The sequence below is a fragment of the Streptomyces sp. NBC_01304 genome, from assembly GCF_035975855.1.
In the GTDB taxonomy this organism is placed as follows: Bacteria; Actinomycetota; Actinomycetes; order Streptomycetales; family Streptomycetaceae; genus Streptomyces.
The window spans coordinates 6,875,597-6,894,614 of sequence record NZ_CP109055.1; the positions used below are offsets into that span (position 1 = coordinate 6,875,597).

16 protein-coding genes and 1 tRNA gene are annotated in these 19,018 nt (G+C 72.4%); 7 read left to right on the top strand and 10 right to left on the bottom strand.

Features of this window, described 5'->3' with window-relative positions:
• Nucleotides 1-4: 4 nt before the first annotated feature.
• Complete coding sequence (locus tag OG430_RS30555) at nt 5-967, bottom strand: D-2-hydroxyacid dehydrogenase (protein ID WP_327355850.1); 963 nt, start codon at nt 965-967, stop codon at nt 5-7.
• 150 nt (nt 968-1,117) lie between these two features.
• Here OG430_RS30555 and OG430_RS30560 point away from each other — a divergent pair, with 150 nt between their 5' ends.
• The 3 genes from OG430_RS30560 to OG430_RS30570 all read left to right on the top strand — a co-directional run bounded on the left by OG430_RS30560 (nt 1,118) and on the right by OG430_RS30570 (nt 4,072).
• Entirely contained in the window at nt 1,118-1,942 is an 825-nt protein-coding gene (locus OG430_RS30560) for a maleate cis-trans isomerase family protein (RefSeq protein ID WP_327355851.1), read from the top strand.
• Between the two features lie 44 nt (nt 1,943-1,986).
• A complete protein-coding gene (locus OG430_RS30565; RefSeq protein ID WP_327355852.1) occupies nt 1,987-2,724 on the top strand; it encodes a maleate cis-trans isomerase family protein in 738 nt (245 codons plus the stop codon).
• Nucleotides 2,725-2,986: 262 nt separating this feature from the next.
• Nucleotides 2,987-4,072, top strand: a complete 1,086-nt coding sequence (locus OG430_RS30570; RefSeq protein ID WP_327355853.1) for an LLM class flavin-dependent oxidoreductase — start codon at nt 2,987-2,989, stop codon at nt 4,070-4,072.
• A 6-nt stretch (nt 4,073-4,078) separates the two neighbouring features.
• On the opposite strand, the gene OG430_RS30575 is transcribed toward OG430_RS30570, so the two are convergent.
• On the bottom strand, nt 4,079-6,013 hold the full coding sequence (locus tag OG430_RS30575; protein WP_327359284.1) for a putative bifunctional diguanylate cyclase/phosphodiesterase: 1,935 nt from the start codon (nt 6,011-6,013) through the stop codon (nt 4,079-4,081).
• Nucleotides 6,014-6,412: 399 nt separating this feature from the next.
• Between OG430_RS30575 and OG430_RS30580 the strand changes: the two genes are divergently transcribed.
• Entirely contained in the window at nt 6,413-7,666 is a 1,254-nt protein-coding gene (locus tag OG430_RS30580; RefSeq protein WP_442816577.1) for a M6 family metalloprotease domain-containing protein, read from the top strand.
• Nucleotides 7,667-7,748: 82 nt separating this feature from the next.
• On the opposite strand, the gene OG430_RS30585 is transcribed toward OG430_RS30580, so the two are convergent.
• The 7 genes from OG430_RS30585 to OG430_RS30615 all read right to left on the bottom strand — a co-directional run bounded on the left by OG430_RS30585 (nt 7,749) and on the right by OG430_RS30615 (nt 14,913).
• Nucleotides 7,749-7,822: transfer RNA gene (locus OG430_RS30585), tRNA-Lys, on the bottom strand.
• Nucleotides 7,813-8,430, bottom strand: a complete 618-nt coding sequence (locus OG430_RS30590) for a bifunctional DNA primase/polymerase (RefSeq protein WP_327355855.1) — start codon at nt 8,428-8,430, stop codon at nt 7,813-7,815. The genes OG430_RS30585 and OG430_RS30590 overlap by 10 nt, the downstream gene beginning before the upstream one ends.
• Nucleotides 8,431-8,772: 342 nt before the next feature.
• The gene (locus tag OG430_RS30595) at nt 8,773-9,114 is read right to left on the bottom strand and encodes a hypothetical protein (RefSeq protein ID WP_327355856.1); all 342 of its coding nucleotides are present in this window, start codon (nt 9,112-9,114) and stop codon (nt 8,773-8,775) included.
• A gap of 74 nt (nt 9,115-9,188) precedes the next feature.
• Complete coding sequence (locus OG430_RS30600; RefSeq protein WP_327355857.1) at nt 9,189-10,535, bottom strand: AAA domain-containing protein; 1,347 nt, start codon at nt 10,533-10,535, stop codon at nt 9,189-9,191.
• 673 nt (nt 10,536-11,208) lie between these two features.
• Complete coding sequence (locus OG430_RS30605) at nt 11,209-12,804, bottom strand: hypothetical protein (RefSeq protein ID WP_327355858.1); 1,596 nt, start codon at nt 12,802-12,804, stop codon at nt 11,209-11,211.
• A complete protein-coding gene (locus tag OG430_RS30610) occupies nt 12,795-14,021 on the bottom strand; it encodes a hypothetical protein (protein WP_327355859.1) in 1,227 nt (408 codons plus the stop codon). The genes OG430_RS30605 and OG430_RS30610 overlap by 10 nt, the downstream gene beginning before the upstream one ends.
• Complete coding sequence (locus OG430_RS30615; RefSeq protein WP_327355861.1) at nt 13,921-14,913, bottom strand: phosphatase PAP2 family protein; 993 nt, start codon at nt 14,911-14,913, stop codon at nt 13,921-13,923. Before OG430_RS30615 ends, OG430_RS30610 begins: the two co-directional genes overlap by 101 nt.
• Nucleotides 14,914-15,130: 217 nt before the next feature.
• Here OG430_RS30615 and OG430_RS30620 point away from each other — a divergent pair, with 217 nt between their 5' ends.
• On the top strand, nt 15,131-15,727 hold the full coding sequence (locus tag OG430_RS30620) for a histidine phosphatase family protein (protein ID WP_327355862.1): 597 nt from the start codon (nt 15,131-15,133) through the stop codon (nt 15,725-15,727).
• Between the two features lie 169 nt (nt 15,728-15,896).
• On the opposite strand, the gene OG430_RS30625 is transcribed toward OG430_RS30620, so the two are convergent.
• Entirely contained in the window at nt 15,897-17,324 is a 1,428-nt protein-coding gene (locus OG430_RS30625; protein WP_327355863.1) for a hypothetical protein, read from the bottom strand.
• A 367-nt stretch (nt 17,325-17,691) separates the two neighbouring features.
• On the opposite strand from OG430_RS30625, the gene OG430_RS30630 reads away from it, so the two are divergent.
• Nucleotides 17,692-18,114 carry a hypothetical protein gene (locus OG430_RS30630; protein WP_327359285.1) on the top strand — a complete coding sequence of 141 codons (423 nt, stop codon included), beginning with the start codon at nt 17,692-17,694 and terminating at the stop codon, nt 18,112-18,114.
• Nucleotides 18,115-18,231: 117 nt separating this feature from the next.
• A complete protein-coding gene (locus OG430_RS30635; protein WP_327359286.1) occupies nt 18,232-19,017 on the top strand; it encodes a spermidine synthase in 786 nt (261 codons plus the stop codon).
• Nucleotide 19,018 lies beyond the last annotated feature (1 nt).

Sequence of the window (19,018 nt, forward strand, 5' to 3'; positions counted from 1 at the left end):
GGGATCAATGCCCAGGGACATACCCACGTTTCTTGTCGATCACGTTCACCAACGGCTCGCCGGCCGCCCACCGCTCGTACAACTCGACGAACTGGGCGCCGAGTTCATCGCGCCAGCCGACCGTGTCCCCGCTCATGTGCGGTGAGACCAGCAGCCCCGGGGCGTCCCACAGCGGGCTGTCGGCAGGCAGTGGTTCCTCCTCGAACACATCGAGCGCGGCCCCCGCGATCCACCGCTTCGCCAGCGCGTCGAGGAGGTCGGCCTCGACCACCAGCGGGCCCCGCCCCACGTTGATGAAGTACGTCGACGGCTGCATCATCCCGAACCGCCGGGCGTCGAACATGCCCCGCGTCTCCTCGGTCAGCGGCGCCACGCACACCGCCCAGTCGGACCGCGCGAGCAGCCGGTCCAGGTCGCCGATGGCATGGATTCCCCTGCGCGCGGTGCGCCCCACGATCGCCACCTGAATGCCCAGCGCCATCAGGGACTTGGCGATCGCGATCCCGATCGGGCCCGACCCCACGACGCACGCGCGCGTGCCCGCGATCCGCCGGGTCTCGCGATGCAGCCAGCGCCGCTGGCGCTGGAGCTCCAGGGTGCGGGGCAAATCCTTGGCAAAGGCGAGCACGAGCCCGGCGACGTACTCCGCGATCGGCTTGTCGAAGATGCCCCGCGCATTGGTCACCACCGCGTCGGACGCGACGAGTTCGGGGCAGAGCAGATGGTCCGCGCCGGCGCTCGCGGTGTGCACCCAGCGCGGCCGCGGCCCCTCGCCCGGCCAGGCGTGACGCACCGCGTGGGAGGTGAAATCCCAGACCAACAGCACGTCGGCGAGCGGGAGTTGAGCCGCGAGCGTCGACTCGTCGGCATGCAGGACGCGGGCCCGCCCGGTGAGCTTGCCCAGGCGTGGCGGCGGGTCCGCGTCGAGGACCAGAAGGGTCGGTTCGGAGGGGGTCACTTCGGACATCGCGGGGAAACCATTACGCAACGCTGACCTGCTCCCCTGATAGCTGTCTGCCGAGAGTCCGGCGGCCGTCTGAGATGTGCGGATTGACCACGCTGGCACCCGAACCTACCTTCGTCAACAAGTACGTTGCTCGACGCCTGGGGGCTATACATGGACGTCTCCTTCCTGGGTGGTCCACACCCGCAACGGGGCATTGGCATCGTCGCCCCTTTTGATTTCGCCCTCGACCGGGAGTTGTGGCGCTGGGTCCCGGACGAGGTGTCCCTCCATCTGACCCGCACGCCGTACGTTCCCGTCGAGGTGAGCCTCGACCTGGCCCGCCTGGTCAGCGAGCACCAGACGCTGCGCGAGGCGGTACTCGCCCTCAGCGCCGCCGAACCCGAAGTCATCGCGTACGCCTGTACGTCGGGCAGTTTCGTCGACGGCATGGTGGGCGAGCGCACCATGAGCGCGGCCATGGAGGCGGCCGCCGAGGTGCCCGCGCTGACCACCTCCGGGGCGCTCCTGGAGGCCCTGCTCGAGCTGGGCGCCCGACGGATCGCACTGGTCACGCCCTATACGCAGTCGGTGACCCAGGCCCTGGAGGACTATCTCGCCGAGGCCGGCATCGGGGTCGGTTCCTGCGCCTTCCTGGGGCTGACCCGGCACATCTGGAAGGTGCCGTACCGGGACGTCGTCCAGATGGCCCGGCAGGCCGTGCCCGCGTCGGGGGGCTTCGACGCGCTGTTCATCAGCTGCACCAATCTGCCGACGTACGACGCGATCCCGCAGCTGGAGGCCGAGCTGCGGATGCCGGTGCTCTCCGCGAACCAGGTCACGATGTGGTCAGCCCTGCGCAGGCTGGGTACGCGTGCGGTGGGCCCGTACCAGGCGCTGCTCGACGACTCGGCGCGGCAGATGCTGGTGCGGGATCCGTTACGGGATCCACCGGCTCTGCAGGAGCCGGAGCCGGAACCGCCGGCTCTTCCCGAGTGACACGCCCTGTTCTCTCTTCGTTCCGTACGTCACGGAGGCCGCAGATGACCGCAGTCGGATTCCTCTACCCGGGCCGCTCCGCCGAGGACGACTATCCGCGCATCGAACAGCTTCTGGGCAGCGACATCCGCCTGGCCCTCGTCCACACCGACATCGGCGAGGACGCCCACCGGGTCGACGCGCTCCTCGAAATGGGCTCCGCGGCTCGCCTCGCCGCGGGCGTCGAGGAGCTACGGCTCTCCGGCGCGGAGGCGGTGGTCTGGGCCTGCACGTCGGGCAGCTTCGTCTTCGGCTGGGACGGCGCGCACGACCAGGTCCGCTCGCTGGCCAAGGCGGCCGGCCTGCCCGCGTCGTCGACGTCCTTCGCGTTCGCCCATGCGATACGCGAGCTCGGCGCGGCCCGCGTCGCGATCGCGGCGACCTATCCGGAGGACGTGGCCGCCCACTTCCGCGAGTTCCTGCAGGCGGATGGCGTCGAGGTCGTGTCCATGCGGGGCAGCGGCATCATCACGGCGGCGGAGGTCGGCACCTGGGGCTGGGACGAGGTCCTGGCCCTGGCCCGCGCGGGCGACCACCCCGACGCCCAGGCCGTACTCCTGCCGGACACGGCCCTGCACACGGGGGCGTACGTCCGCGACCTCGAGTCCGAGCTGGACAAGCCGGTCCTCACCGCCAACCAGGTCACGGTCTGGGAGGCCCTCCGCCTGGTCGGCCGCCGGGTAAACGCTCCCGCTCTGGGCGCACTCTTCACCAAGGAGCCCCTGATCCAGGTCCCGGGCTGACTTTGCCCCTCCCCGCCCCTTCCCGTAAGGCTGCCGCCGGCTTCAAAGACTGTCCTCAAACGCCGGACGGGCTGATAGATCAGGGCTCATCTATCAGCCCGTCCGGCGTTTGAGGACACCGCCCGAAGGGCGGAAGGCTCCGCAGGATTTCGGGAAGGGGCGGGGAGGGGAAAAGTCACTACGGAATACGTACAAGCCTCAACCTGTTGTCAACGCCGCGAGCAAACGCAACGAACAGCGGCAGCAGCAGGAGGCACCCCCGGTGAGCGACCAGATCCACGGCAGGGCCCACGGGACGGCCCCAGTCCCGCTCTCAGTCCTGGACCTCGCCACGGTCGGCGCAGGCCGCACCGCCACCCAGGCCCTACGCACCAGCGTCGACATCGCCCGCCTCGCCGAGGCAAGAGGCTTCACCCGCTACTGGGTCGCCGAGCACCACTCCATGCCCGGCGTCGCCAGCAGCTCACCCGCGGTGATCCTCGCCCACCTCGCCGCCCACACGGACCGCATCCGCCTGGGCTCGGGCGGCGTCATGCTGCCCAACCACGCCCCCCTCGTGATCGCGGAACAGTTCGGCACCCTGGAAGCCCTGGCCCCCGGCCGCGTCGACCTCGGCCTCGGAAGGGCCCCCGGCACGGACGGTGCCACCGCGGCAGCACTCCGCCGCAGCGACCAGCTGAACGAAGGCGCCGACGACTTCCCGCAGCAGCTCGCCGAGTTGACCCACTTCCTCGACGACAGCTTCCCCGACGGCCACCGCTACGCCCGCATCCACGCGGTCCCCGGCCCGGTCCAGGCGACGTCCCCCGGCGGCGTACAGGACCCGCACCGCCCCCAGATCTGGCTCCTCGGCTCCTCCGGCTTCAGCGCCCGCCTGGCCGGCATGCTCGGCCTGCCCTTCGCCTTCGCGCACCACTTCTCGGCGCAGAACACGGTCCCGGCCCTCGACCTCTACCGGGACTCGTTCCGCCCCTCCGAGATCCTGGCCGAGCCGTACGCCCTGATCGGCGCCTCCGCCCTCGCCACCGACGAGGAGGCCGAGGCCCGCCGCCAGGTCCTCACCGGCGCCCTGTCGATGCTCCGCCTGCGCACCGGCCGGCCCGGCCTGATCCCGACGCCGGACGAGGCGGCAGCGTACGAATTCAGCGAGATGGAGCGGGAGTTCGTCGACAGCTGGCTGAAGAACGTCATCCACGGCACCCCGGACCAGGTCCGCGCGGGCCTCGACGACCTGCAGAAGCGCACGGGCGCCGACGAGTTGATGATCACGGCCAACGCACACAGCGGCGAGGCCCGCCTGCGCAGCTACGAACTGATCGCGGACGCCTACGACTTGCCCAGGAGCTAGCCGGAGCTAGCTGCCGGTCATGGGCAGCGTCGCGTGGATCAGCTTGGAGATACGATCCGGCGGCACCGCCCGCGAGTACAGCCAGCCCTGCCCGGTGTCGCACCCGATGCGACGCAGCCGGGCGGCCTGGTCGGCCGTCTCCACGCACTCCGCGGTGACGGTCAGGCCCAGTTTGTGGGCGAGTTGGACCAGGGCCTCGACGATCGTCTCGTCGGCGGGATTGGGATGCGTACCGTTCTCGTACTGGAAGCCGCGGACGAACGAACCGTCCAGCTTGAGGACGGACACCGGCAGACGGCTCAGGTAGGCGAGGTTCGAGTAGCCGGTGCCGAAGTCGTCGATGGCGATGCGTACGCCCATGTCGCTGAGCGCCTGCAGGGCCTGCAGCGGGCGGCCCGCCGAGCCCATCACGGCGGACTCGGTGAGCTCCAACTGCAGCAGATGTGGGGCGAGTCCGGTCTCGGCGAGGATCTCCGCGACGTCCGCGACCAGGTCGGAGTCCCACACCTGGCGCACGGCGACATTGACGCTGACGAAGACCGGCGGGACGTCCGGGTGGTCGAGCTGCCAGCGCCGGGCCTGGCGGCAGGCGGTACGAAGGACCCAGCGGCCCAGCTGGACGATGGAGCCGTCCTCCTCGGCCAGTGAGATGAACCGATTCGGCGTCAAGGTGCCGAACTGCGGGTGATGCCAGCGGACCAGGGCCTCCACGCCGCGTACGCCGCAGTCGTCCAGGCCCACCAACGGCTGGTATTCCAGGGCGAATTCGCCGCGCTCGACGGCGGGGCGCAGGGTCGAGGAGAGCGCCTGGCGGGTCATGCGGTGGGCGTTGCGCTCGGGGTCGAAGAGCGTCCAGCGGGCCTTGCCGTCGGCCTTGGCCCAGTACAGCGTGGTGTCCGCCGCCTGCATCAGGCCTGTCGCGCTGGTCCCGGCCGCGCGACGCTCGACGACGCCGATGGAGGCGGACAGGGAAAGCCGCTGTCCGGACAGGTCGAATGGTTCCTGCAGAGTCTTGAGGACGGCCTCCGCGAGGTCGGCCAGCTGCTCGGTGCCGGTGGAGTCCTCGACGAGCAGCGCGAACTCGTCCCCGCCGAGCCGTGCCACGAGCGGCGCCCCGCCCCTGCCGTATCCGGCCCGGTCCGCGCAGTGCGTGAGCCGGGCGGCGGCCGCGGAGAGCAGCCGGTCGCCGGTGCGGTGGCCCAGGGTGTCGTTGACGGCCTTGAAGCCGTCGAGGTCGAGGTAGCACAGGCCGATCCGGCCGGTCCCGCCGTCCTCGTACGAGGCGGCCTCCAGCGCGGACGTCAGCCGCTCGAAGAACAGGGTGCGGTTGGGCAGCCGGGTCACCGGGTCGTGCATCTGCAGATGCCGCAGCTGCGCCTGCAGCTCCCGCCGGGCGCTGATGTCGGCGACCGCGAGCAGCACGGTCGCGCTGCCCGGCACCGGCGAGACCGTGACCTGGGCCCACAGCGAGTGCCCGTCGGGGTGCTTGAGGCGACGGGTGCAGCGCAGCTTGGCCTGCCGGCCGCGCAGCACCTCGCGGTACGCGTGCCAGGTGCGGGCGTCCGACGCCAGATCCACCAGGTCCGCGGCGACCTGCCCGGCGAGCTCGGGAGCCGGGGCCCCGAGCAGCGTGCCGAGCGCGTCGTTGGCGGCGGCGACGAAGCCCTCGCGGTCGACGACGGCCATCGCGAACTGGGCGGCGTGGAAGGCGGCGCGGTAGTCGCGGAGCTCGGAGGCGGTACGGCCCACGTGCTCGGGCGGTGAAGGACGGCCGAGGTGATCCGGAGGTGAGGTTCGGCCCCGGTGTTCCGGAGATGAGGCTTGATGGTGACGCTCTGTGAAGGTGAGGCCTTCCGTGAAGGCCGGCCCGAGGGCATCGGAGGCCGTCGTCGCCGTGGGCGACGGTCCTTCGGAGGTTCCGCTCACCGCTCGCTCCCGCAGGTGGAGTTGTTCACGTACAGATCTGGTCGGGGTCTGTCCGGCGTCTGATTCGGGGTGGGTCGGCTGGAAAGTGTGCCGATCATAGAGGCTGGTTGGAGCGGCGATCCAGCTCCGCCACAGTTCTGAGCACTCCGGAGGGACACGGTCCGGTTCGGGTTGCCACGGCCGGGTGACCCGCCGGTCGGATTGCCCGATCGTTTCTGCTCACTGCTGGTCGAGCTCGTTCCGTCGGGTCGCCCGCCCCTGATCGGTTACGGCTGCCTCTGTGACGTTCTGTGAGCACTCGGCCGGGGCCGGGGTGTCGCCCACTCACTCGACTGGGGCACCGAAACAGGGCGAACTTCAACAAACCGTCACAGGCTGGGTGAGGTGTTCCGCCGTCCGCACCCGGAGGTCGACGTGCCACGTCAGCACCCCCCTGAGGGAGTCCCTCGTGCAGGGGGTCCTCAAGCCAGGCCGCGCAGTGCCGCGGCCGGCTTCACTTCCCTGGTGGCCCTTGCCGCGATGTCCCTCGTCGCGGGTCCGGCCACCGCCGAACCGCTGGCCGGTCCGTGCGCCCTGGAGCGCACGTCCGCACATCACTCGGAGGGCCTCGACAACTGGAACAGCTCGTACCCGAAGCCGGTGCAGACGCTCGACGCGGTGATGGTCTTCCTGTCGTTCCCCGACGCGATCCCGATGACCACGCCCGAGGAGCTGACCGCCGACTACTTCCCGACGACCAGCCGCTTCTTCGAGCGCGCCTCGTACGGAAGGTTCGCGCTGCGCCCGCACCCGCAGCGCGAGTGGATCGAGATGCCGCAGGCCTCGATGTCGTACGAGATAGAGCGTGACTGGGACGCGGGGCATCGCACCGCCTATCTGCGGGACGCCATGCGGGTCTCGGACGCGGCGGTGGACTTCAGCAAGTACGACATCGTCTACTTCGTGGCCGACCCGGACGCGCCGGGCGTCGACTCCGACGCCACCAAGGTCGTGAACTTCGACAAGCCGCTGAAGGCCGACGGCGTGGACGTACGCCGCATCGTCACGGTCTTCGAGCAGCATCCGCCGGACCGCAATGTGCTGGCCCACGAGACGGGGCACGTCTTCGACCTGCCCGACCTCTATCACCGCCCGTCCGACGGCAAGGGCGACTGGGACACGTACGTCGGCGACTGGGACGTCATGGGCAGCCAGTTCGGGCTCGCCCCCGACCTCTTCGGCTGGCACAAGTGGAAGCTGGGCTGGCTGGAAGAGCCCCAGGTGCACTGTGTGCAGGGCAAGGGGGACAGCCTGGTCACCCTGGAGCCGCTGGGGGGCAAGGTGCAGCCGGGGCAGAGCGGCGGCACCCGGCTCGCGGTGGTCCGTACCGGGCGGGGCAGCGCGATCGCGATCGAGGCGCGGGGCTCCGCCGGCAATGACGGGGCGACCTGCACCGAGGGCGTGCTGATCTACCGCGTACGCAATGAGACGGCGTCCGGCGGCGGCCCGGTCGAGGTGGTGGACGCCCATCCGCACTCGGAGGCGTGCTGGAACGAGTCGGTGTACCCGCCGCTCGCCGATGCGCCGGTGCGGGTGGGGGAGAGCTTCTCGGTGCCGGGCGAGAAGGTGCGGGTGCAGGTGGTGGACCGCTCGAAGTCGGGCGCGTGGACGGTGAAGATCACCACCTGAGGCACGGCTTTCGGACAGTGCCCAGGCAGTGTCCGGACACACGAAAGGCCCCTCGCTCTCGCGAGGGGCCTTTCGTCGTCTGTGCGCCGCCAGGGACTCGAACCCCGGACCCGCTGATTAAGAGTCAGCTGCTCTAACCAACTGAGCTAGCGGCGCTTGCTGACGTCGTAGACCTTAGCATCCTGATCCGGGGGAGGAAAAATCGATATGCGCACCGCGGCTCCGGCGGCGGCCCGGGCGGCCCGTACCGCGGCCCAGAGCATCACCTCGGGGCCCGGCAGCCAGGGGTGCCGGGTGTCCGGCGCGACCAGCCAGCGCGAGCCGAGCCGGCCGGCCGGGGCCGTGTCCGGGTCGCTGACCAGCGGCGGGACCGTGACGGCGTCGCCCGTGCCGTGGCAGAGCGGGAGTGGAACGTCCGGGCTCCACTCCTCCCAGGCGAGCAGCGCGGGCAGGCGCTGGGCGGTGCCGGGGGCGGCGAAGAGCAGCATCCGCCCGCGGTACGCGGCGACCGGGCCGGAGCCCGGCCCCTCGTCCCATAAGCGGTCGAGCATGCGCCGCCCGAAGATCGCGGGAACGCTCACCACGTCGAAGGCGGAGCCACAGGGGAGCACGACCGGGGCGGCCCGGCGGGACTCCCACAGCGCGAGAGTGCTGCGCGGAAACGTCGTGGCCGAGGCAAGCCAGGCCGCACCCGGCGCGGTGACCAGGCCGGCGTGGTCGTGGTCGTGGGCGGCGGCGGGGTGGCTCATCTGCGGAGTGCTCATGGGTCCAGGTGTACCGGGAGTGAGCGTTCCGTTTCTGTGGGTTGGCAGAAACCGGGACAGGGTGGGGTGCGGGGGAGTACCTTGCCCCTCCGGCATATGCCAAGCGATCTTGATTTCCCCCGGCGGAGCCCCGTGAGCCAGGCGGGTTCGGGCTCGCGACGAAGCGGGGGACAGGCTCGTCCCGCCAGGGGCGCGGGGAACTGCGCGCCCAGCCACGAGGCACCCGCAGCTGACCGACAGCCCTCCGGCACGGGAAACAGCCCCTCCGGCAAGGAGCGGGGGCCCGGGGGCGGAGCCCCCGCGACCCGAGCCGGGGCAAGCCCCACCCAAGAGGCGAGGCCTCTACTGCTGCGTACCGGTGCGGAGCAACTCCCGGCCGAACTCGACCATCCGCTTCGCGTAATCCTCGGTCCACTCGGCCTGCGCAGCGATATCCGCCGGGGTCAGCCGATCGAACCGCCGAGGATCGGCCAGCTGGGCCGCCGCGATCGCCTGGAACTCGATCGACCGGTCGGTCGCGGCGCGAAAGGCGTGGGTCAGCTCGGTGGCGCGGCTCAGCAGCTCCCTGGGGTCCTCGATCGACTCCAGGTCGAAGAAATGGTCCGGGTCGGCGGTCGCCGAGGTCGGCTCGAAGAGCAGCGGCGCGGGTCGCAACCGCCTACTGCCCTGCTCCGGCTCCGCCATGTGTCAGTCCCTTCGTCGTACGCATACGTGGCCGTTGGGCCGCCTTCTATTGTCCAGCCCCGCGCAAGAGGGCCTCAGCCCCGCCAGGCCACCCGATGCTCCGCCAGCTGCGCAAGCACCGCGTGGTTCGCCTCCCAGCCGTCCGGGAACTTCACGGTGACCCCCAACTGCACTGGCTCTGTTGAGGGATGGTCGTCCAGGAGGTCGGCGACGCCCGCGCGGCAGACCACGATGCAGGCGTGCCGGTGCCGGGAGGCGAGCACGCACAGCCGGCCCGTCTCCAGGTGGAACGCCGTCGCGTCGGGCCGCCCGGACAGCGGGTGCAGCACGACCGTGACGTCGTACTCGCGTCCCTGCAGCCGGTTCGCGGTGTCCACCGTGATGCCCGCCACGCCCAGCTCGGCGAGCGCGGCCCGCACCGCGGCGGCCTGGTCGCGGTGGGCCGTGCCGACGGCGATGCGGTCCGCGGTGAGCGGCACCGGGTCCGGGCCCCGCTCGGAGGTGGCCGCGCCGCCGCGGTCCAGGAGGCGGCGGACGACCTGGGCCACCGCGCGCACCGCCTCGGGGTCCGTGCGCGGGGTGTGCCGCGCGGGGAGTTCGAGCAGGCCCCAGCCCGACTCGGCGGCCTCGTCGATCACCCGGTCCGGGCCCGAACCGTCCGACGGCACACCGAAGTTGAGCCTGCGGTCCTCGTGTCCGGTGCCGCTGCGGAACGGTGTGTACGGGTAGAAGGCCCGGCTGACCAGGGGAGCGGCCGAGGCGGGCAGTCGCCAGGACACGGGCAGGCGGTGCTGCGGGAGTTCCGGATTGTGCGCGAGCAGCGTGGTCACCGCGCTCGACGACGGATCGTACGAAAGCCCCGCCCATTGCTCCGAGCCGACGATCGAGAACGGGTCCAACTGCCCCGGATCGCCCACGAACAACGCCCGCTCGAAGAGCCCGGCCACGGCGAGCAGCCCGTCCGAACGCATCTGATAGGCCTCGTCGACGATCGCGTGCTGCCAGGGCTCGACGTCCTTGACGTGCGCCCACTTGGCGGCCGTGGAGATCACGACGGGCAGTCCCGCGAGGTCGCCGGCCTTGGTCGACTTCCGTACGTGATCGAGCTCGTCCAGCGCCTTGTCGTAGGGGTCCGCGTCACTGCTGTGCAGCCGCCCTACGGGCAGCTCCGGGTCCTTCTCGGCGAGCCGCAGGACCAGGTCGTCGACCTGTGCGTTGGTCTGCGCGACCACCATCAACGAGCGCCCGGCAGCAGCCAGTTCGCGTGCGGCGTTGACGACGAGCGTCGACTTCCCGGCGCCGGGCGGCGAGTCCACGACGACACCGCGCGCGGTGCCGTGCAGCGTGTCCTCCAGGATCGCGGCAGTGGCCCGGGAGGCCGCGGCGCCGGGGTCGAAGGCGGTGTCGTTGGGCCTGTTCACAGGGGTTTCTCCGCGATCACGAGGGCGAGGGGCACCGGGCGGGCCGGGCCGGTGGCCGGGCAGCTCGCAGCAGCGACGCGTCGCGCCCGGCTGCTCGCGCGTGCGGGGTCCGGGCAGGTCGTACCACCCTGCCGGGGCGGCGGCTTCGGCCCGGCGGGCAGTGAATGCGGCGTGCCGAGGGGTGAGTTGGTGCTGTGGCGTGAGGCCGGGCAGCTCGCGGCAGCGACGCGTCGCGCCTGGCTGCTCGCGCGTGCGGTGCCCGGGGAGGTCGTACCACCCTGCCGGGGCGGCGGCTTCGGCGCGGTGGGCAGTGAATGCGGCGTGTCGAGGGGTGAGTTGGCGCGGTGGCATGAGGTCAGGCAGGTCGCGGCAGCGACGCGTTGCGCCTGGCTGCTCGTGCGGGCGGGGTCCGGGCAGGTCGTACCACCCTGCCGGGGCGGCGGCTTCGGCGTGGCGGGCAGTGAATGCGGCGTGCCGAGGGGTGAGTTGGTGCTGTGGCATGAGGTCAGGCAGGTCGCAGCAGCGACGCGTCGCGCCCGGCTGCTCGCGCGTGCGGGGCCCGGGCAGCTCTCGGCATCGACGCGTCGCTTCCGGCCGCCCGCGCGTGTGCGGCCCGGCGCGTGGTCCGCGTTGCCCTGCCGGGAAGGCCCGCCCCGCACCCCGTGGCTCGCGGTCACAGCACGTCCTCCGCAGTCACCGCATCCGGGCGTTCCGCCTCGCCCCCCGGCGGCCCGCCGTGCGTCCACGGGGTCTCCTCCGGGTCCGGCAGCTTCGCGCCCCCGGGCGGGGTGTGCTCGAAGAGGGTCCAGCACACCTGGTCGCCCTTGCCGGGGACGGATCCCGCCTCCGGCTCCTTGCCGCGGCCCATCTTGTCCAGCAGGCGCAGCACCACGACGCCGGCTCCCTCGTCGGTGGCGTAACCCACGAACTCCGCGCTCTGCGCCTTGCCTTCGAGGGTGCGGTACACCTTGGCGCGCTCGCCGAGGTGCGGCCGGTCGTCCGTCCGGACGGTGATCAGGGGGCGCGGGCTCGGCCGCTTGCTCTCGCTGTACGCCATGACGACCTCGGTCACCTCGCCCGCGAAGGCCTCCCCGGTGAGCCGCCGCCCGGCCATCACCAGCGGGTCGTCCAGGGCCTCCTGGGCCTCGAGCCGGGTCTGCGCGGTCTCCCTCGTGGCCAGCTTGTTCGCCGCCGTCACCGCGTCGTCGCGGCGGGGCTGCGGGGGTTCGCCGGCCAGGATGCGCTCGCGCTGGCCGTGGTACGACCAGCGGTCACTGATGCGGCGGTCGGCGGTGTGCGCCCCTCCGGGCAGGGCCCGCAGCAGGTCCAGGCCGCGCCAGACAGCGTCCCAGGTGGGACGGGTACGGGACTCGACCAGGTCCCTGATCTCCCGCTCGGCGGACGACAGTTGGCCCAGCCGGTCGTCCGCCACCAGGCCGTCCTCGGCGGCCGCGAGAGCCGTACGCGCGCGGTCGTAGCGCTCGATGGCCGGGGCGAGCAGCTTGTTGTCGAAGGCCGGATCGGTCGCCGGACCTGCGGGAGGGCAGAGCAGCTGCCCCGCGCGGTCCCGGCCCAGCTCGGCCCGGAGCGCCGCAGCCGCGCCCGAAGTGCCCTCGGGCGGGTCGATCCAGGCGAGCAGCGCGCCCAGGTGCTGGTCCTCCAGGCTGGACTGCCCGGTCGCCCAGTGCCGCGAAAGGAGCTCCGTCGCTGTGAGGAGCAGCGCGGACCCCGGCACCCGCGCCCGCTCCGCGAAGTGCGTCAGCCAGCGACCGAGCAGCGGCACGCGCGGGGGCGCGGGGAACGGCCCCTCGGGGTCCTGCTCGGCGGTCCGGCGAAAGCGCATGGAGCGGCCCAGGAGCCGCACGAACTCCACACCCGCCCGGCTGGGCACGATCAACTGCGGTGCTTCCACGCACAGTTCGACCTCGACCTTGACCCGCTTGCCGGTCTCCGGGTCGGTCTCGTTGCGCTCGGTCGTATCCGTCTCCTCGGCGAACGAGTCGACGTACGGCAGGACCTCCTCGGCGAGCTCGGCCAGGAAGGCGAAGCGCAGGTCCCGGTCGCGCGGCTGCGGCACGACGAGCAGCCGGGGCCGCTCCCGGTCGGTGCCGACCAGGGCGCCGAGCGGGGCGCCCGCCTCGCCGGCGGTGGTGAGCGGGACGAGGACGAGCGGCCGGTCGGACAGATGGCGGTGCCGCACGGTGGCCAGGGGCTGTGCCCGGCCGGACTCGACGGCCTCGAGCCGGGCGAGCGTGGTGATCAGGGACATGAAGTCACCCTCCCGGGGCCGGGGCCGGGGCCGGGGCCGGGGCCGGGGCCGGGGTCGGCGACCGGGGCGCAGGCCAGCGCCGCGGCCCGCAGTCCCGCCGCCCGGCGCAGCGCCGCGACCGCAGGATCGTCCGGGTCGCCCGCGGCGCCACGGGCCGCCGAGAGCACCCCGCCGACCGTCGTGAGACCGCCGAGCTCGCCGCGCACGGAACGGCCGAGCGAGGTCACGGCGCCCTCCGCGCGCGAGCGGTCGCGGCAGTGGAAGGCCAGCTCACAGGCGGCCAGGCACTCCGGTGCGTACTGCGCCGGAACCGACTCGACCGCCGCCGTCAGCTCGGCGGCCGGGCGCTCGACGTCGAAGGTCGTGCCCTCGGGGAGCGCCGCCGCGATGTCGTCGATCCGGGTGAGCCGGGCCAACTGACGGCGGGTGACCGACAGTTGCTTGCGTACGTCCACCACGGACGCGGTCGGCAGGTTCGAGAAGTCCTTCGGGCAGACCAGGAGCACCCGGTGGTCGACCACCGGCGCCGGATCGAGGCGTCCGGCGACCTGCTCAAGCGCCAGTACGTACACCGCGGCCTGCCGGGCCGCGGCGCCTACCTTCGCGGCGTCCGCCGAACCGTCGATCATCGGGAAGGACTTGATCTCCACGACCGTCCAGTGCCCGTCCGGATGCACCACCACCGCATCCGGCTCCAGGAAGGCCGGCGAGCCCGCCACGTCCAGGGCGAGCATCGGATGGTCGAGCAGCGTCCACTCTCCGGCGCCGGAGGCCTCCCGCAGCGCGAGCGCCGTCCGCGCGGCCCGCCCCTCGGGCCCGACCGCGGCGAGGTCGGGAACCCGCGCGGGCCCCGGCTCACCGCCGAGCCGGTCCTGGACCAGGCGAAGCAGCTCCGCCCCGCCGTCCGCCTTGACCTTCGCCTCGAAGGCGTTTCCCCGCACGAACGCGAACTGGGACTGCCCGAACCCGGAGGGCGACCCGAGCGCCGAGGCGAGCGCCGACTTGTCCACCCCGGCCCCGTCCAGGAGGGCGCGCCGCCTGCAGCCCGGGTTGGCGGCGAGTGCCGCGAGGGCGCGTGCGTCCAGGGCCTTCGGCTGGAGTGCCGGGCCCCGCAGCTCAGCGAGCCGCTGTCGCAGCGCCGGACTCTGCGGCGCCGGCGGTGCTGTCTGCGTTGGCGGATCCGCTGCCGGCCCCGCGCTGTTGGGGAATTCGCTCACCCGCGGAAGTCTCGCATCCGGCACTGACAACCGTGGAACGAGCGGCGAGAGTGACCGGTGCGAAGCGGGAGCGCACCCGGTGCGCGAGCCGGAGCGCGGGCCGTGTGAGCAGCAGGCCGAGGCCCATCGTGGCGGCGCCCGCGACGGCGTCCAGGAAGTAGTGGTTGGCCGTGCCCATGACGACGATCGTGGTCAGCAGGGGATAGGCGATCGCCAGGGCCCGCATCAGCGGCGTACGCCCGTGACGCCACAGCATCACCCCGCACCACAGCGCCCAGCCGACATGCAGGCTCGGCATCGCCGCGTACTGGTTGGTCATCCCGCCGAGCCCACGCGGGGCGCTGGCCTCGCTGCCCCACCAGCCGTACGAGCTGTACTGCGCCATGGAGTCCACGAACCCGTACGTCGACTCGAGCAGCCGCGGCGGGCAGGTGGGCAGCAGCATGAAGCCGACCAGACCGAGCAGCGTGGACGTCATCAGCCAGGTGCGGGCGGCGCGATAGTGCGCGGGCCGCCGCCTGAACAGCCAGATCAGGATCGCCGGCGTCACCAGGTAGTGCAGCGAGGCGTACGCGAAGTCGGACGGCACGCCCAGCCAGGCGTGCTCGGTGAAGAGACGGTTCAGCGGGTGCTCGGCGTTGAGGTGCAGGGACTTCTCGATCCGCAGGATCGCGAGTCCGTGGTCGACGGCGCTCGACACATCGCCCTTCACCACCAGGCGGCCCGCGGAGTAGGCGGCGTACACGAGAACGATCAGCGGCAGCTCGGTCCACCAGCGCGGACGTCCGGGCGCGGCGGCCGACGCGGCGCGCTGTGCCCCGGTGCCCGACGTGCCCGCCTGCCGTTGGTTCAGGTGCGGTGCGTCGGCCCCCGGCACTTGCTTACGCGCCATCCGATCGCTCTCCCTCGCGCTTGTGGCGGCTCGTGGCCGCCGACCCACTTTACGGTGTACGACGTCACGATCGCCCTGTGGGTTGCCTGTGCGCGACATCGAGGTGACACCGCGCAGGAGGGGGCTCCACGCGTGCGCGATGATGGATGGGGCGGGTCGCCACCTTTCCTGGTAAATCCGCGTATACACACCTCTTCACAGCTTTGGGAGACGCCTCATGGCACCGCGCATCCTGCTGGCCCGGCACGGACAGACCGAGTGGTCGCTGTCCGGGAAGCACACCGGCAGGACGGACATCCCGCTCCTCGACGAGGGCAGGCGCGGCGCCAAGCTGCTTGGCGAGCGCCTGCACCAGGCGCCGCTCAACGGCCTCCCGGACGTCGAGGTCCGCACCAGTCCGCTCACGCGCGCGCGTGAGACGTGCGACATCGCCGGGTTCGGCGACCGCGCCCAGGAGTGGGACACGCTCATGGAGTGGGACTACGGCGCCTATGAGGGCATGACGCCGGCCGAGATCCAGGCGCTGCGGCCCGGCTGGTTCATCTGGCGCGACGGCGTCCCGGAGGGCGAGACGCTGGAAGACGTCACCGCGCGTGCCGACGAAGTGGTGTCCTGGGCGCGCTCGGCGGACCGCGACGTCCTGGTCTTCGCGCACGGCCACATGCTGCGCTCGATCGGCGCCCGCTGGCTGGGCCTGCCCCTCGACTTCGCGGCCCGCATCCGCCTCAACCCGACGTCGCTGTCGGTGCTCGGGTGGGCCTACGGGGAGCCGGCACTCGAGTCTTGGAACGACACGGGGCACCTGGCCGGTTGATCAGCCCGTCCGGCATGTCTTCAGCCCGTCCGGCGTTTGAGGACAATCTCTTCGCTCTTGAAGCCGGCGGCAGCCTTACGGGAAGGGGCGGGTAGGGGACCCGGCCCGCCGCAGGCGCAACGAACCCGAACCGCCCGCCGCGAACACGAATACGGGCACGATCACGAACTCACGCAGTACGCGGCAGCGAAGCATGCCGTTCCAGGAACGCGGAAACCCCGGCGGCCCGGCGATGCGGCAGCAGGGCCCGGACGGTCGCCGCGAGTATGGCCTGCACGCGCGAGGACTTGACCTCGTTGAGCAGGTCGAGAACCCGCTGGCCCGCGGCCGCCGCCTCGTCCGGGCGGCCCGCGCGGGCCAGGTTGTCGGCGAGCTCCGCGGTGTAGAGCGCGAGGTTCCGGGCGAAGTGCCGGTCCTGCAGAGCGGCGGCCCGCCGGGCCTGCCCGGCCGCCTTGGACCACTCGCCGAGCGCCGACCAGCACTGCGCCTCCAGGCCCGCGAGCTCGGCGGGCCCGTAGAAGGACATCCACTCCGGGTCGGCGCCCGAGGTTCCGCCCCCGAACAGCGCCTGGGCGCGGGCCAGCGCCTGCGCGCAGCCGGTCCGGTCGCCGAGCCCCGCCCAGCCGCCCGCCTCGCGCATCGCCAGCAGCGAGAGCAGCCGCGCCGAGCCCAGCGGCCGCGCCGAACGCTGTGCCGCCTGCGCCGCGCGCACCGCCTCGCGGGGGCGTCCCGCGTCCCTGGCCAGGAACGACATATTGCAGAAGGCGTGCGACTCGAGCGCCGCGTCCCCCGCCATCCGGGCCGTCGCCAGCGCCTCCGCGTAGTGCGAGCGGGCGTCGTCGAAGCGGCCCGAGTCATGGGCCAACCAGCCCACGGAGATGGCCAGTTCACCGGCGCTGGCATGCAGCCGGTCCGCCGTGGACTGGCGGGCCGCGCCCGCGTCGAGCAGGGCGTAGGCGGTACGCAACGGGTTCGCGGCCCGCTGGTAGAGGCCGTCGGCGCCGTGCCGGTCGTCGAGCAGCCGGATCCGGCGCACGGCCTCCTCGACCGCGGACACCTCGGCCCCGCCGACCCGGCGAGGCGTGCGGCCCGCGGCAAGAGCCTCGCCGGTCAAGGGACCGGTGAGGGGGCCGGTGAGGCCCAGGGAGACGGCGGCCATGGTGGCCGTACCGCTGGTCATGAACGCGCGACGCAGCACGTCGCTCTCCTCGTTGTACTCGTGGTTGGTGCCGTGGTGCTGGTGGTTCTCGATGGGCTGGAGCGTGAGGTGCGGCGGGGGCGCACCGGCGGTGCTGCGCGCTCCTCGGCCGCGCACGGTTTCGCGCCGTGCGAAGCCGAGGTCCATCAGCGTCCGGCCGGGGAACATGTGCAGGAACACCCGCTCGTACGCGTAGTTGGGGCAGCGGATCTCGCCCGCCTCCACCCGCCCGATGTAGCGCGCGTCGCAAGAGACCCGCTCGTCGATCTCGCGGGCCGCCCGGCGCACCGCGGCGGCGAATTCGCCCGGCGACAGCTGCCCGCGCAGCCGCCGGAAGGCCAGATTCGGCCGGGGAGATCCGGCAGGCCCCGCTGCTGCGGCAGCCGGAGACGAAGCCATGGCCATGCCCTCTCGTGCGGTCCGTGCCGGAGTGGGCCGTTGCTGCCCGGTGCCGGCCGCGATGCGGCCCGTGTTCCGGCGGTGCACGAACGTACCGGCTGTGACGGGGTCGGTACGCAGGGTTTGCCTACAAACCGGAAATCCCACGCCGTATCTGCCATGAACTGCCATCCATTACGGCGGTTCATCGCCGTAGCTGTTGACGCCGTCCAGCGTTGAACCATGTGGAGAAGGAGCTACCCGGCGCCTTCTCGAGCGAGGAGGGGTTCCCTTGTTGGAGGCCGGCATGGAGAACAGCGACTTCCTGACGAATAACGACTTCCTGACGAACAACGACTTCCTGACGACGCAGTCCACGATGCCCACGATGTCCACCGCACAGCACCTGCCGACGCTCGACCACAGCAGCCCGCCGGACGGGGACGGCTGCGACCTGGTGACCGTTCCGGCCAGGCAGGGCCTCGAGGCCGTCGACATCCTCCGGCGCGGCGCCGACCCGGGTGTCGGACCCGTCCTGCACGACAACGGAGGCGACACCCTCGGCTTCCTGGTGCCGCCCGGCACCGCGGACGGCTGGGACCTGCCGGGCAGCGCCTGCACCCAGACCTTCGGCCGCGGCACGTCCCTCGCCCCCGCGGACCCGGCCGCCGACCCCGCGCCTCCCGTGCGCGGCACCGGCTGGCTGCTGCCGCCCGCCGACACCGACCCCGTCACGGACCCGGCCGTACTGCGCCAGGCGCTCGGCGAGGCGGCCCGCATCATCGAGGCCGCGGGCCCCCTCTGCGGCTGAGCTCCGGGCGGTCGCGGGGCCGGGTTCGCCCGTACGGCCGATAATGATCGGGTGGCCAGGAGAAAACGGGACGTGGAAGCAGTCGTCGAGAAGGTGGACGGCGGGCTCGCCGAGCTGATGCCCGACCCGGACCGGGCCCGCGCCTGGACCCTCCTGGTCGACGGCGCCCCGCAGTCCCACGTGGACCTCGACGACCCCGCCCACCTCGACTTCGCCTACCAGCGCAGGCTCGGCCACATCGCCGACCTCCTGGCGCCACCCGGCAAGCCGATCCAGGCCGTCCACCTGGGCGGCGGCGCCTTCACCATGGCCCGCTACATCGCCGCGACCCGGCCCCGCTCCACCCAGCAGGTCGTTGAGCGGGACGCGGCCCTGGTCCAACTGGTGCGCCGGGAGCTGCCGTTGGACCCGACGGCACGCGTGCGCGTGCGGGCCGTCGACGCCCGCGAAGGGCTCGCCAAGATCCCCGACGGCTGGGCCGACCTGGTCATCGCCGATGTGTTCAGCGCCGCCCGCACCCCCGCACACCTGACGAGCACCGAATTCCTCGACGACGTACGCAGGGTCGTCAAGCCCGGCGGCTTCTACGCGGCCAACCTCGCGGACGGCCCTCCGCTCCGGCATCTGCGCGGCCAGATAGCCACCGCGGCCGGTGTCTTCCCCGAGCTCGCCCTGGCCGTCGACCCGGCCGTCCTGCGCGGCAAGCGCTTCGGCAACGCGGTGCTGCTCGGCTCCGACCGGGAACTGCCCGTCGCCGAACTCACCCGGCGCATCGCGGGCGACCCGCACCCCGGGCGCGTGGAGCACGGAAAGGCGCTCGCGGACTTCGCCGGGGGCGCGACGGCCGTCACGGATGTGAGCGCGGTCGCCTCGCCGGCGCCTCCTCCGGGAGTTTTCCGCTAGG

Bases quoted from the DNA above. Each gene is read 5' to 3' on its own strand.
- OG430_RS30605 (WP_327355858.1), bottom strand. From the start codon at position 12,804: ATGTCCCTGATCACCACGCTCGCCCGGCTCGAGGCCGTCGAGTCCGGC.
- OG430_RS30620 (WP_327355862.1), top strand. From the start codon at position 15,131: ATGGCACCGCGCATCCTGCTGGCCCGGCACGGACAGACCGAGTGGTCG.
- OG430_RS30590 (WP_327355855.1), bottom strand. From the start codon at position 8,430: ATGAGCACTCCGCAGATGAGCCACCCCGCCGCCGCCCACGACCACGAC.
- OG430_RS30555 (WP_327355850.1), bottom strand. From the start codon at position 967: ATGTCCGAAGTGACCCCCTCCGAACCGACCCTTCTGGTCCTCGACGCG.
- OG430_RS30615 (WP_327355861.1), bottom strand. From the start codon at position 14,913: ATGGCGCGTAAGCAAGTGCCGGGGGCCGACGCACCGCACCTGAACCAA.
- OG430_RS30635 (WP_327359286.1), top strand. From the start codon at position 18,232: ATGCCCGACCCGGACCGGGCCCGCGCCTGGACCCTCCTGGTCGACGGC.
- OG430_RS30625 (WP_327355863.1), bottom strand. From the start codon at position 17,324: ATGGCTTCGTCTCCGGCTGCCGCAGCAGCGGGGCCTGCCGGATCTCCC.
- OG430_RS30560 (WP_327355851.1), top strand. From the start codon at position 1,118: ATGGACGTCTCCTTCCTGGGTGGTCCACACCCGCAACGGGGCATTGGC.
- OG430_RS30595 (WP_327355856.1), bottom strand. From the start codon at position 9,114: ATGGCGGAGCCGGAGCAGGGCAGTAGGCGGTTGCGACCCGCGCCGCTG.
- OG430_RS30565 (WP_327355852.1), top strand. From the start codon at position 1,987: ATGACCGCAGTCGGATTCCTCTACCCGGGCCGCTCCGCCGAGGACGAC.
- OG430_RS30630 (WP_327359285.1), top strand. From the start codon at position 17,692: ATGTCCACCGCACAGCACCTGCCGACGCTCGACCACAGCAGCCCGCCG.